The sequence below is a fragment of the Streptomyces sp. LMG1-1-1.1 genome (assembly GCF_040815545.1).
In the GTDB taxonomy this organism is placed as follows: domain Bacteria; phylum Actinomycetota; class Actinomycetes; order Streptomycetales; family Streptomycetaceae; genus Streptomyces.
On the sequence record NZ_JBFPNH010000001.1, the window covers coordinates 249437 to 261905 of the forward strand.

Annotated in this window: 11 protein-coding genes; 8 read left to right on the forward strand and 3 right to left on the reverse strand. The window is 74.5% G+C overall.

What is annotated here, in order from left to right:
* Window positions 1-75: 75 nt before the first annotated feature.
* The 3 genes from MRBLMG1_RS00950 to MRBLMG1_RS00960 all read left to right on the forward strand — a co-directional run bounded on the left by MRBLMG1_RS00950 (window position 76) and on the right by MRBLMG1_RS00960 (window position 3881).
* Window positions 76-1353 carry a sulfite oxidase gene (locus MRBLMG1_RS00950; protein ID WP_367819701.1) on the forward strand — a complete coding sequence of 426 codons (1278 nt, stop codon included), beginning with the start codon at window positions 76-78 and terminating at the stop codon, window positions 1351-1353.
* An 82-nt stretch (window positions 1354-1435) separates the two neighbouring features.
* Window positions 1436-2668: an aminotransferase class I/II-fold pyridoxal phosphate-dependent enzyme gene (locus MRBLMG1_RS00955; RefSeq protein WP_367819703.1), complete on the forward strand. Its 1233-nt coding sequence runs from the start codon at window positions 1436-1438 to the stop codon at window positions 2666-2668.
* Window positions 2669-2816: 148 nt separating this feature from the next.
* Complete coding sequence (locus MRBLMG1_RS00960) at window positions 2817-3881, forward strand: MBL fold metallo-hydrolase (RefSeq protein ID WP_367819705.1); 1065 nt, start codon at window positions 2817-2819, stop codon at window positions 3879-3881.
* Here MRBLMG1_RS00960 and MRBLMG1_RS00965 read toward each other — a convergent pair.
* Both MRBLMG1_RS00965 and MRBLMG1_RS00970 read right to left on the reverse strand, forming a co-directional pair.
* Window positions 3861-4613, reverse strand: a complete 753-nt coding sequence (locus MRBLMG1_RS00965; protein ID WP_414721451.1) for a DedA family protein — start codon at window positions 4611-4613, stop codon at window positions 3861-3863. The genes MRBLMG1_RS00960 and MRBLMG1_RS00965 overlap by 21 nt on opposite strands.
* The gene (locus tag MRBLMG1_RS00970) at window positions 4610-5389 is read right to left on the reverse strand and encodes an MBL fold metallo-hydrolase (protein WP_367819707.1); all 780 of its coding nucleotides are present in this window, start codon (window positions 5387-5389) and stop codon (window positions 4610-4612) included. The genes MRBLMG1_RS00965 and MRBLMG1_RS00970 overlap by 4 nt, the downstream gene beginning before the upstream one ends.
* 135 nt (window positions 5390-5524) lie before the next feature.
* Here MRBLMG1_RS00970 and MRBLMG1_RS00975 point away from each other — a divergent pair, with 135 nt between their 5' ends.
* The 5 genes from MRBLMG1_RS00975 to MRBLMG1_RS00995 all read left to right on the forward strand — a co-directional run bounded on the left by MRBLMG1_RS00975 (window position 5525) and on the right by MRBLMG1_RS00995 (window position 11001).
* A complete protein-coding gene (locus MRBLMG1_RS00975; protein ID WP_367819709.1) occupies window positions 5525-5929 on the forward strand; it encodes a hypothetical protein in 405 nt (134 codons plus the stop codon).
* Between the two features lie 263 nt (window positions 5930-6192).
* Entirely contained in the window at window positions 6193-8322 is a 2130-nt protein-coding gene (locus MRBLMG1_RS00980; RefSeq protein WP_367819710.1) for a phage holin family protein, read from the forward strand.
* Between the two features lie 192 nt (window positions 8323-8514).
* Window positions 8515-9231 (forward strand): hypothetical protein, encoded by a 717-nt coding sequence (locus MRBLMG1_RS00985; protein WP_367819712.1) that lies wholly within the window; start codon window positions 8515-8517, stop codon window positions 9229-9231.
* A gap of 22 nt (window positions 9232-9253) precedes the next feature.
* Window positions 9254-10258: a hypothetical protein gene (locus MRBLMG1_RS00990; RefSeq protein WP_367819713.1), complete on the forward strand. Its 1005-nt coding sequence runs from the start codon at window positions 9254-9256 to the stop codon at window positions 10256-10258.
* Between the two features lie 590 nt (window positions 10259-10848).
* Window positions 10849-11001, forward strand: a complete 153-nt coding sequence (locus MRBLMG1_RS00995; RefSeq protein ID WP_367819714.1) for a hypothetical protein — start codon at window positions 10849-10851, stop codon at window positions 10999-11001.
* Window positions 11002-11057: 56 nt separating this feature from the next.
* Here MRBLMG1_RS00995 and MRBLMG1_RS01000 read toward each other — a convergent pair whose 3' ends face one another.
* Window positions 11058-12266 (reverse strand): low temperature requirement protein A, encoded by a 1209-nt coding sequence (locus MRBLMG1_RS01000; protein WP_367819715.1) that lies wholly within the window; start codon window positions 12264-12266, stop codon window positions 11058-11060.
* Between the last annotated feature and the right edge of the window lie 203 nt (window positions 12267-12469).

The following is a 12469-nucleotide window of genomic DNA, read 5'->3' on the forward strand; positions in this document are numbered from 1 at the left end:
CGGGCCCGGCCCGCGCCCCTAGGATCGGCGCGTCGCCGCCCGGCGGTCCGCCCCTCCCACGTGTCGAGGAGTCCCGTGCCGTACTCGCCCGCGCCCGCCCGCCGCTCCCTGCTGAAGCTGATCGCAGCGGGCCCGGCGGTCTCCGCCGTCGGCGGGCTCGCCGCCGCCGCACCCGCGCACGCCGTGACGGTGCCGGCTCCCGCCGCACCCGCGCTCGGCGTGACCGTGCCGGCTCCCGCCGCACCCGCGCCCGCCACGACGGCCGCCGCCGCGCCCGGGATAGTCAAGGCGCTCCCGGCCGAGTACTTCACCGTCCGGGGCACCAACGCCGAGGCGCGGTACGACGCCCTCGGGGACACCGGCCTCCTCACCCCCGCCGACCGCTTCTTCGTCCGCAACCACACCAGCACCCCCGTGCTCGACGCCGACGACTGGCGGCTGACGCTCTGGGGCGACGGCCTCCACGGCCGGAACCCCGTCCACTTCACCTACGGCCAACTGCGCGACCTGCCCTCCGTCACCCGGACGGCCCTGATCGAGTGCGCCGGAAACGGCCGCAGCCTCTACACGAGCCAGCAGGGCGAGCCGGTCACGGGCACCTCCTGGACCCTCGGCGCCGTCGGAGCCGCCCGCTGGCGCGGCGTCCGCCTCTCCGACGTGCTGCTGCGCGCCGGGATCGCCCGCGACGCCGTCGACCTCCAGCCGCGCGGCCTCGACGACCCGTACGTCTCCGGCGGCGTCGACTACGGCCGGGTGCGGCGCCCGCTGCCGGTCGCCAAGGCCTTCGACGACGTGATCCTCGCGTACGAGATGAACGGCGAACCGCTCCCGTACGACCACGGCTACCCGGTCCGGCTCGTCGTCCCCGGCTGGGTGGGCATCGCGTCCGTCAAGTGGCTCGGCGACATCGAGGTCTCCACCCGCCCGCTCAGCTCGCCCTGGTCCACCGACTGGTACCGCCTCTTCGGCGCCGCGCACCCGGCCGGCGGCAGCGCCCCGATCAGCCGCCAGACCCTCAAGTCCGCCTACCAGCTGCCCTTCGGCGCCACCCTGGAGTCCGGCCGCGTCCACCGGCTCACCGGACGCGCCTGGTCCGCCCTCGCTCCCGTGCGGACCGTCGAGGTCTCCACCGACGGCGGCGCCCACTGGCGCCACGCCCGGCTCCTCGACACCCCCCGCAAGGACGGCTGGGTCCGCTGGACCGTGCCGTGGCGCCCGCACACCACCGGACCCGTCACCCTGCTGTCCCGTACCACCGACGCCGCCGGCAACACCCAGCCCGATCGGGCCGTCCACAACACCCAGGGATACCTCTTCAACGCGGTCGTACGTCACCCGATCACCGTCGTCTGAAGCGGCGGAACCGCCCGAACCTTCGTATAAAGGGCACGGGGGTGCCTGCCCGGCGCCCCCGTGCGCTCAGGAGGGACGGGACATGCGGCAGACGGCTCCGGAAGGCCGCGGCCCGGTGCGCTACGGCCCCCCCGCGCCCGACACCGGCCTGCCGGTCCTGCCCGGACTCGCCGCCCTCCTCGCCGCGGCCGCCGCGCGGACGGTCGCCGAGCCGCCCGGCGGCGGGCCCGTCCTCCGGGAGGCCGCCGCCGGCTACTGGTGGCGCCGCGGCCTGCGCACCCACCCCGAGGACGTGGTCGCCGCCCCCGGCGCCCCCGCCCTCCTCCTCGCCCTGATCGCCGCCCACGGCGGCGACCTCCTGCTGCCCCGGCCCTGCCCCGCCTGGTGGACCCCGCAGGCCCGGCTCCTCGGCCGCCCGGCCTACCACGTGCCCACCCCCGCCGAGTGCGGCGGCGTCCCCGACCCGTACGCCCTCCTGGAGACCGTCCGGCGCGTCCGCGCCGAAGGCGGCGACCCCCGGGTCCTGCTGCTCTCGGTCGCCGACGACCCCACCGCCACCGTCGCCCCGCCCGAGATCGTCCGCGAGGCCTGCGAAGCCGCCGTCGCCGAGGGACTGCACGTCATCAGCGACGAGACCTGGCGCGACACCCTCCACCACCCCCACGACACCGTGCTCCTCAGCCCCGCCGAGATGTGCCCCGACGACGTCACCGTCCTCAGCGACCTCGGCGGCGCCCTCGCCCCGACCGCCTGGCCCTGCGCCGCCGCCCGCTTCCCGCCCACGGACCCCTCGCGCGCCGACCGCTGGACCGACCGCAGGGCCCGCGTCCTCGACGTGCTCACCGCCCTCGGAGCCGTCGTCCCCGGCCCGGTGGCCCCCGCCGCCGCGCACGCCCTCGACGAACCCGAGGACGTCACCGTACGGGCCCGGCACGCCGCCGCCGTCCACGGACGCCTCGCCGCGGCCGCGCACCGCGCCGTCCTCGCCGCCGGAGCCCTCGCCAGGCCCCCGCAGGCCGGCCGCCACCTCTACGCCGACCTCGGCCCGCTCCGCTCCGGCCTCGCCGCCCGCGGTGTCACCGACTCCCTGGAGCTGGAGAGCCACCTCACCGCACGGCTCGGCGCACCCGCCCCCGGCGGCCACCGCTTCGGCGACGAACTCGGCGCGCTCCGCGTCAGGTTCGGCACCGTCATGTTCCTGGGCACCACCGAGGCGGAACGCGCCGAGACCCTCGACGCGCGGGACCCCCTCGACCTTCCCCATGTGGCCAGGAAACTCGCCGAGTTCGCAGGAGCCCTGGAGGAACTCCGGTGACGGCGTGCCCGAGCGGCGCCCGACCGGACCTCGAACCGCGCACCCCGCACTGGTACGTGGCACCCCGCACCCCGCACCGCCGGAACCCCGCCGACCGCCCCCCGCACCGGCGACGCCCCGCCCGAGCCGCGCAGAACGGAGCCCGCAGATGACCGAGCGCACGGCACATCCCGCCCGGGCCGCACAGGCCGCGCCCCACCCCGATGCCGCCAAGGCTCCCGCCCCCGCCCCCACTTCGGCGCCCACCCCGGTGCTCCAGCCCGTCGGCCGGCTGCGCCACGACTGGCCCCGCACCTTCGTCGACCGGCTCACCGCGCCCCTCCCCGGCGTCCGCGCCCTCGCGCGCCTCGCCCGCGAAGGCGCCCTACGCCCCCGTCCCGAAGGCCTCCGCGACACCCCCCTCCTGCCCTTCGAACCCGGCCCGCTGCCGCCCGCCGGGCCCGACACGCTCGCCGTCACCTGGGCGGGGCACGCCAGTTGGGTCCTGCGCATCGGCGGCCTCACCGTCCTCACCGACCCGGTCTGGTCCCGGCGCATCTTCGGCACCCCGGCCCGGCTCACCCCCGTCGGGGTCCGCTGGGAGGACCTGCCGGCCGTCGACGCCGTCGTCATCAGCCACAACCACTTCGACCACCTCGACGCCCCCACCCTCAGACGACTGCCCCGCCACACGCCGGTCTTCGTCCCCGCCGGACTCGGCCGCTGGTTCGCCCGCCGGGGGTTCCACCGCGTCACCGAGCTCGACTGGTGGGAGGCGGCCGAACTCGACGGCGTGCGCTTCGACTTCGTCCCGGCCCACCACTGGTCCAAGCGCACCCTCCTGGACACCTGCCGCTCCCTGTGGGGCGGCTGGGTGCTCACCGACCGCTCCGGGCGCCGCGTCCACTTCGCCGGGGACACCGGATACGGCCACTGGTTCGCCGAGATCGGCCGCCGCTACCCCGGGATCGACCTGGCGCTGCTCCCCATCGGCGCGTACGACCCGCGCTGGTGGCTCAGCGACGTCCACACCGACCCCGAGGAAGCGGTCCGCGCCCACCAGGACCTCGGGGCACGCCGGATGGCCCCCATGCACTGGGCGACCTTCGTCCTCTCCTCCGAGCCCGTCCTCGAACCCCTCACCCGGGTCAGGGCCGCCTGGGAGAAGGCCGGGCTTCCCCGCGAGGAGCTCTGGGACCTGCCGGTCGGCGGCTCACGGGTGCTCGTGCCCTGACACGCCGTTCCCGGACATGCCGCCGTTCCCTGGCACGCCGTTCCCGGCCACGCCGCCGCTTCCGGACGCACCGTCCCCGGACGCGCCGCCCCCTCCGGTCCGCCGCCCTCCGCGCAGCCGCCGCCACAGTCCGGGAACCGCGCTGAAGAGCACCGTGAGGCCCACCGCCGCCACGACACCCTGCCAGGGCTCCGGGAAGAGCGAACCGCCCAGGATGCCGATCAGCTGGTACGTCGCCGCCCACGCCAGGCAGGCCGCCAGGTCGCCCCGGACGAACCGGCGGAGCGGCATCCCGGCGAGCAGGCAGGCCAGCATCACCGGGATCCGGCCCGCCGGCACCAGACGGGACAGCACGAGCACCGACACCTGATGCGTCTCCAGCCGCTCCTGCGCCTGGGAGAGCCGCTCGGGGGTGACCCGGCCGCGCAGCGCTGCGAGCCACCGCGAACCGTTGCGGGAACGGACCCCGCGCTGCCCCAGCCAGTACAGCGCCGTGTCCCCGAGCCACGCGGCGAAGGCCGCCACCAGGAAGACGAAGAGCAGGGCCGTCGGCGAACTCTGGTGGAAGGCGACCACCGCCGCCGAGCTGACGATCGCACCCGTCGGCACGATCGGCACCAGCGCACCCAGCGCGACGAGCAGGAACAGCGACGGATAGCCGACGGCCTGCTGCGTCGACTCCGGCGGCAGCTCCCGCACCGCCGAGACCATCCCGGTGAACCCACCGATCACCGGGCGACCTCCGGCCGCACCCTCTCACCGTGGCCCAGCAGGTGCACCGCCACCTTCGGGGCGAGCCGCGCCGCGTGCCGGACGAACTCGTCACCCGGGGCGTGGAACTCGTGCGGCCGGACCCCGTCGAGCCCGATCGGCCAGTACGTGCCGTAGTGCACCGGCACCGCCGCCGCCGGGGAGAGCGCGGCGAGCGCCTCGGCCGCCCGCCCCGCGTCGAGGTGACCGTGCCCCAGGTACGGACCCCAGCCGCCGACCGGCAGCAGGGCCACGTCCACCGGCCCGACCGCCTCCGCCATGCCGTCGAACAGACCGGTGTCCCCGGCGAAGTACGTCCGCGCCTCGCCCTCGACGACGTACCCCAGCGCGGGGGCCCGGTGCGGCCCGACCGGCAGGCGCCGCCCGTCGTGCAGCGCCGGCACGGCCCGTACGGTCACGCCCTCCACCGTCACCGTGTCGCCCGGCTCCACCTCCGTCAGCCGAAGCCCGTTGCCGTCGAGCCTGCGCAGGCCCGGCACGGCGGCGGGCGCCCCGCGCGGCACGACGATCCGCGTCCCGGGCGGCAGCAGGCCGAGCGACGGCAGATGAAGGTGGTCGGCGTGCAGGTGCGAGACCAGGACGGCCTCGGCGCGGGCGGCCTCCGGCGGCGGCAGGGCGCCGCGTCGCCTTCGCAGATGGGCGAGGCGCCGGGCGAACAGCGGGTCGGTGAGGAAGCGGACCCCGGAGTCCTCGACCGTGCAGGTCGCGTGACCCCACCAGGTGACCTCCACCGGCATGCCGCCTTCCGTCCTCGGGGGCTCCGGCCGCGACGCCCATGTCCGCGGCCGTTCCGTAACTCCGTAACGAGGGTAAATGTCCGGAGCGTCCTCCGGAGGATGTTCGGCCGTGCCGTTCCCCAGTAGGGTCGGTCCATGGACGACGTTCGGGTGGCGGCGATCGCCAGCCTCACCCCGCTCGAAGAGCTGGACAGCGACCCCTTCCTTGTCGACACGCGCGCCCAGCACGCGATCTGCGCCCGCTGGGCCGACGACAGGGGATACGTGATCGCCCGCCGGCTGCTGTTCTACGGCATCAGGCCCGACCACGAGGCGCTGTGGGTGGACGTGGAAGCGGGGGCGGTCGACCTCTTCGTCGCCGCCAACGAGCGCGTCCTCGCCCGCGCCCTGACCTCCGTCCCCGGCTTCCGCGCCGAGTGCGAGCGCCGCGGGGTCCGGGTCGAGACCGTCCGCCCCGACGAACCCGCCTACGACGCCGCCGCCAAGGCCGTCGTCCACCGCCGCCTCTCCATGCCGACCGCGGGCTACGACGGCACCTGACGGCGGGCCTGCTCGGGCACGGCGCCTTCGGGCCGGTGACCCGGTGCGGCGGCTCCGGACGGGACCCGGTCAGGAACGGCACCTCACGACCGGTGACCGCGCACGGCGCCTTCCGACCGGCGACCGGGTGGGGCGGCGGCATTCGCCGTCACGCGGGGCGCCGACCTGACACACCCGGGCGGCCGGCCGTCACCCGTTCGCCGACCCGGCCGTGGGTGTTGTGCCACGCTTGGGGCAGGAAACGGGCGAAAGGTGAAGCGGGCGTGGGTGACGGGCGATGGGGTGGCGCCGACCGCTGGCGGTCCGCGGGCAGGACGGTGACGCGGGTGGTCGCGGTGTGGGCGGTGTCCACGCTCACGATGCTCGCCCTGGCCGGGCTGCTGCCGGCCTTCGAGCTCCAGTCCGCCGACGGTGACACCTTCACGAGGACGGCCCTCACCGCCGCCACGGCCGCCGGCGCCTTCGGTCTGCTGGGGGCGCTCGTCTGGCCGCTGCTCGTCAGGGCCCTGCTGCTCGTCCCGGCGCTCGTCCTCGGACTGCTCGTCTTCTTCCTCAACGGCTCGCTGCTGATCGTCGCGCTCTGGCTGATCCCCGACGGGCGCGGCGCCGCCGACCCCGAGACCGCCGTCGTGGTCGCGGCCGTCATGTCGGCCGTGGCGTCCGCCACGTCCACGGCCCTTGCCGTCCGCGACGACGACGCCTACCGCCGCCGTCTGTACCGGCTCACCGGGCGCACCCGGCCCCGCGACCCCGGCGACGCCCCGGAGGCCGTCCCCGGGACGGTCTTCCTGCAGCTCGACGGCGTCGGCCACCACGTGCTGCGCGGCGCCGTCGACGACGGCCTCATGCCGACCGTCGCGGGCTGGCTGGACGCGGGCCACCGGCTCACCCCCTGGCGCACCGACTGGTCGAGCCAGACCGGCGCGAGCCAGCTCGGCATCCTGCACGGCAGCAACGAGGACGTGCCCGCCTTCCGCTGGTACGAGAAGGACACCGGCCGCGTGATGGTGTCGAACCGGCCGGCCGGCGCCGTGGAGCTCCAGCGCCGGGCCGTGCGCCGCACCGGCGACGGCGGGCTGCTCACCGTCGACGGAGCGTCCCGCGGCAACCTCTTCAGCGGCGGCGCCGACCAGCTCGCGCTCGTCCTGTCGATGGCCGCCCGGCGCGGGCGTCGCAACCGCTCCCGGGCGGGCTACTTCGCGTACTTCGCCGACCCGGCCAACGCCGTCCGCACCGCCGGATCGCTCGTCACCGAGTGCTTCCGCGAGATGGGCCAGTCGACCCGGGCCCGGCTGCGCCGCGAGGCGCCGCGCGTCTCGCGCGGCGGCACCTACCCCTTCGTCCGCGCCTTCGCGACGGTCGTCGAGCGGGACGTCGTCGTGTCCGCGGTGATGGGCGACATGCTGGCCGGGCGGACCGCCGTCTACGCCGACCTCGTGGCCTACGACGAGGTGGCGCACCACTCGGGCCCGCACGGCCGCGACACCGACCAGGTCCTGCGCCGCCTCGACCGCGCCATCGCGCTCATCGCCACCGTCGCCGAGCACGCCCCGCGGCCGTACCGCATCGTCCTCCTCTCCGACCACGGACAGAGCCCCGGCGAGACCTTCGAAGGCGCGTACGGGCTGACCCTCAAGGACCTCGTACGGGCCGGGTGCGGGCTCCCGGTGCCGCGCCGGGTACGCCGCACCCGCAGCGGTTCGGAGGCGCGGGACGCCGCCAGGGACGCGCTGCGGAGCGCGCTCCACCGGCCCGTCGACGAGTCCGGCGAGGCGGACCGCGAACTGCCCGCCAAGCTCTCCGAGCCGCTCGTCCTCGCCTCCGGCAACCTCGGCCTGGTGTCCTTCCCCGACGTGCCGCACCGCATGACCCGCGAGGAGATCGACCGGCGCCACCCCGCGCTCCTCCGCACCCTCGCCCACCACCCCGGCGTCGGCTTCCTCCTCGTCGCCAGCGCCGAACACGGTTCGGTCCTCCTCTCCCGCGACGGCGCCGAAGTACCCCTCGCCGAGCTCACCGACACCGGCCCCCTGGCCGTCTTCGGACGCGGCGCGGCCGACGCCGTCCGACGCACCGACGGCTTCCCCCACGTCGCCGACATCATGGTCAACTCGATGTACGACCCCGCGACCGGCACCGTCCACGCCTTCGAGGAACAGATCGGCTCCCACGGCGGCCTCGGCGGCGAACAATCCCACCCCTTCCTCCTGTCCCCTCCCGACCTCTCCCCACCCGTCCCCCCGGGCTCCGAACTCGTCGGCGCCGAACACGTCCACCGCGTCCTCCGCCGCTGGCTCCGCGAAACCTCAGGCCCCCAGATCCCCCTCACCCCCTCCCCGTCCACCCCCCGAACCGAAGCCGCCCTCCCCTTCGTACCGGACGAAAAGCACTGATCTGAACGCCCGTTCGCCGCAACTTGCGACCTCTGTTCACGGGGAACAGACTGGTGAAGTAGGCGCGACGCGCCGTCTGGCAGGGGGCCCAGGACACGCCTCCGGGTCTCTCGTTTCCACCTTCCTCCCGTACGCACTCTGCGTTCGCGCCACGCGGCGTTCATCACCCGCGGTGACCAAACCCAGGAGCTGATGACGGTGGACCAGGAAGCCCGTACCTCTTACGCGTCCTTCGAGGCGTCCCTGCTGCAAGCCAACCCCGAGGCCGCGCTGGCACACGAAATAGGCCTTCAGATCCGGGAGTTGTTGCCTCTGGAGAGTCTCGACGACCTGGAGAAGAAGCTGAACGGTGAGCGGCTGACCGTCGGTGGGGAGTACCTGGAAGTGCGCTCCCTCAGGCCCTACGTACCGGAGCAGTTGTTCCCCGTGACCGACGAGCGCGATCTCGCCGTCAAGGTCACGGCGGCCGTACGCACGGCGCTGCGGGAGGCCGGGACTCCCGGCCCCGGGGGTACGGTCCCCGCCGGTCCCGTCCGCACGAGCCTGGCCCGGACGGCGGCCAGGGTCGCCGGCTCCGAGACCGGCGTCGGGTACTTCGACGACGGCTCGATCCTCGGTGGCAAGGCCGCGCCGGCGAGGGAAGAAGGCGGATTCGCCCCGTGGCTCGTCACGCTCAGTCTCACCGACTGCGTCAGCGGGGCGCCGCTGCCATGGTCCTGGATCACCGACGGGACCTACACCTACCTGTTCGGCTGGGATGCCAAGTTCAACGCCGTCGTCCCCGGCGAGTGGGAGGCGTACGGCGTGCGCATCATGCGCGAGGGATACCTCAACCTGTACGTCGTGCTCGTCAGATCGACCATGGAGGGTACGACGCAGAACCTCTGCCTGACCCCCGCTACGGGATAGTCAGGACGAAGGAGTCGTCATCATGGGTCTTCGATTGACCGTCGACATGTTCTCGGGGCGGCCCAATCCCACCTGGGAGGTCACGGATCCGGATCAGGTGCGCGAGTTGGTGAGCCTCCTGGGGCAGGGACGTGACGCCGTCGCGGAGCTGGACAGCGGCTACACCGGCCTCGGTTTCCGCGGTCTGCGGGTGGACCTCACCGACGGCCTCGGGAGCGAGGGCGTCGAACTCGCTGAGTTCCCCCAGAGTTTCAAGCTGGGAGGCGGCGGGGCGAAGGACGCGTCCGCCGGCGCGGAACTGGCCGATCGCCTCCTCGCGACCATCCCGTACGACCTCGGTGAGGGGGGAGGGGTCGCGGTCGGATCGACGGCGTACGCGGAACAGGTGCGGGAGACCGCGCAGGCGGAGATCGCGCGAGCCGTCGGGAACGGGCCCGACACGGCGACGCAGCACGCGCCGCCCGGAGAGACGACGAAGTCCGGCATGAGCGAGAAGATGCTGGAGCAACTGAGCGCTCTCCGTGAGAGAACCGTGTCCTGTCCCTATGACAGCGCGCCCTTCGACCCGGCGTTCTGGAACCATCCGGCGGTCGAGCCGTACAACAACTGCTACGCGTACGCGGTCGGCCTTCGGGTCGACAGGTTCGCGCGGCCGGGGCGCGCGCACTACTACGAGATCCCCGAGACGACCGTGTACGGCTACCAGGTCGCCGTCGGACTCTACAAGGACGGGCTCACGCTGTACGGCTTCCCCTGCCGCTCCGGGAGCATGCGGCTCATCGTGGCCCTGTACACAGGCCGATTCCCGCCCACATCCACCCATCCGCAGGGCTTGCGGGACTTCCACTTCTACCGCTGGCACGCCGAGGGGTACTGGTCACACAAGATGGCCGGCAACGCGGCGCGCACGACGGACGCGGCGGGACAGCTCATCACCGACCTGGCCACGATGAACACCGGCAGCGTCTACGTCGAGCCCTACACCGAAGGGCTCTTCCAGTCCCACTACACGGTGACCATCGCCTGAGGCGCGGCGAGACGGGTCCCCGCGGACATGGTCTCCCGGGGACACGTCATTCGGGGACCTGAGGGAACAGTCCTTACGCCGCTCGGGCGGATCTGGCGTCGGGTGCGCCTCTCGGAGGTGTCGGCGGGGCAGGACGGTTCACCGTGAGCCCCGTGCGCCGGATGACCCGCAGGACCGCCCGTACGGCGGGCCGGCCGGTGCGTCCGGGGTCGGTCCGGCGTCGGTGGATCGTGCTGGTCCTCGTCCTCGGGGCGCTGTTCGGTGCCGGGGCGGCGGGAGCGCTCGGTGGCGGTGGCGAACTCCGTCCCGCCGCGGCGTCGCCGGTGTCCGACGCGGGCGGGGAGACGTACGAACCGGCGGTCGGCGAGGTCTGGCTGCCCGGCCGGGCGCGACGGCGTCGCGGGGGAGTGCGTCCGATCCCCGTCCGGCCGCGCCCTCGCGGAGCACGTCGGCCGTCGCGCGCTCCCGCCCCCGCGTCCGTACCCGCCCCGCGCGGTGACGCGCTCCGGTGCGTGGTGATGCGCTGCTGAGAGGCCCGAGCCTCGCGGCAGTCGTCCTGACATCACCCCCGCACCACGAGGAGCTTTGCCATGCCCGTCGATCCGTACGCCGTCCTCAAGGCCCTGCTGCGCGCCGAGGCCTCCCGCGCCCAGCGCGCCGACCGCTCGGCGCCCGAGGCCGCTACTCGGACACCCGCCCCGGCGCCCGAGCCGCGCCCGTCGCGGGAAGAGCGCGGCCGCTGACCCTGCGGGTCACTGCCCGGCCGGGCGGCCTCACGTCGCCCGGCCTCGCTCGCGTCTCAGGCCGGTTCCGCCGCGCCGACCGGTGTCGGCGTCCGGCGGCCGTGCAGGCCGACGAGGCCCGCGGCGGCGACGGCGAGGACGGTGAGGGCGAGGAGGGCGGGGACGAGGCCGACGAGGGGCCCGGCGGCCAGGCAGCAGACGCCGCCGGTGGCGAGGGCGGTGGGGCGGCGGCCCGAGGTGCGGAGGACGATGGCGGCCGAGCCGAGGAGGAAGACGCCGACGCCGCCGGTGAGGGACCAGGCGACGACGCCGTGGAGGGGCTCGGCGAGACCGTAGTGGCCGGTGTCGGCGACCTGCTGCAGGACCTTCTTCATGCCGAGGGCGCAGAGCACGACACCGGCGACGAGGGGCAGGTGGAGGAAGGTGTACACGTCACGGGCGAAGCGGGTGCGGTCGTCGCCGTCGAGGGACGTGAGCTGGTGTTCGGCGGCCTCGCCGAGCTGCCGGAAGTACAGCCGCCACAGCCCGGCCGAGAGGAGCAGCCCGGCGGCCGAAGCGCCGAGCACGGCGTAGGTGAGCGGGAAGCCGCCGACGCCGACGCCCATCGCGACGATGGACTCGCCGAGCGCGATGATGACGATCAGGCCGTGGCGCTCGGCGAAGTGGCCGGGCGAGTTGACCCGCCAGCCGGACGAGCCGGTGACGTAGACGCCGCCGTAGTCGACGGCCACCGCGCCGAGCCACAGGAGGAGTTGGACCCGGCCGCTGTACGCGGTCCCGATCAGCAGCAGCACCAGCGGGGGAGCCACCGACACCAGCGCCGTACGCCGAAGCGTGGCGCGCAGCGCGCGGTCCCCGGGGCTGGAGATCCAGTACGAGGCGAGATGCAGGACCCGCACGGCTCCGTAGCAGAGCACGAAGAGCAGCGGCGCCGACAACCCGCCGGGCGCGTCGGCGAAGACCTCGGGAACGGCGAGCGAGACGATCAGCACGACGGCCATCACGGTGACGAGCACCGCGAACAGCGCCCCGGAGTCGGCCCGTACGACGTTCCCCAGCCACGCGAAGCAGCACCAGCACCACCACAGCAGCGCGAGCACCACCATCCCGCCGACCACCCGCACCGGCGACGGCGCCGCCGCCATGAGCGCCGTGACCTGCGTGATCGCGTACACGAACACCAGGTCGAAGAAGAGCTCCGCCGGCGTCACCTTGTGATCGTCCGCGGTGGCCACCATCCGGGCCCGTTCCCTGTTCCACGCCATCTCTGTCTCCCCCTCCGAAGCGACCGCTCTCGGCCACCCCGGCGCGAACAATACCCACGCCCACGCCCCGCCGACCCGCCGTCCGAACTCCGGCACCGCTGACGGCATTACCTCGCGCATCGCCTCCCGCATCGCCTCCGCCCTACCTTCGGCATTACCTCCCGCGTAATCGACCCCTTCCCGGCCGGGCGGCATGCTCGTGG

Excerpts from the sequence above, each read along its gene's own strand:
- MRBLMG1_RS00955 (WP_367819703.1), top strand. The coding sequence starts at position 1,436 with ATGCGGCAGACGGCTCCGGAAGGCCGCGGCCCGGTGCGCTACGGCCCC.
- MRBLMG1_RS00960 (WP_367819705.1), top strand. The coding sequence starts at position 2,817 with ATGACCGAGCGCACGGCACATCCCGCCCGGGCCGCACAGGCCGCGCCC.
- MRBLMG1_RS00970 (WP_367819707.1), bottom strand. The coding sequence starts at position 5,389 with ATGCCGGTGGAGGTCACCTGGTGGGGTCACGCGACCTGCACGGTCGAG.
- MRBLMG1_RS00975 (WP_367819709.1), top strand. The coding sequence starts at position 5,525 with ATGGACGACGTTCGGGTGGCGGCGATCGCCAGCCTCACCCCGCTCGAA.
- MRBLMG1_RS00985 (WP_367819712.1), top strand. The coding sequence starts at position 8,515 with ATGACGGTGGACCAGGAAGCCCGTACCTCTTACGCGTCCTTCGAGGCG.
- MRBLMG1_RS00990 (WP_367819713.1), top strand. The coding sequence starts at position 9,254 with ATGGGTCTTCGATTGACCGTCGACATGTTCTCGGGGCGGCCCAATCCC.
- MRBLMG1_RS00995 (WP_367819714.1), top strand. The coding sequence starts at position 10,849 with ATGCCCGTCGATCCGTACGCCGTCCTCAAGGCCCTGCTGCGCGCCGAG.
- MRBLMG1_RS01000 (WP_367819715.1), bottom strand. The coding sequence starts at position 12,266 with ATGGCGTGGAACAGGGAACGGGCCCGGATGGTGGCCACCGCGGACGAT.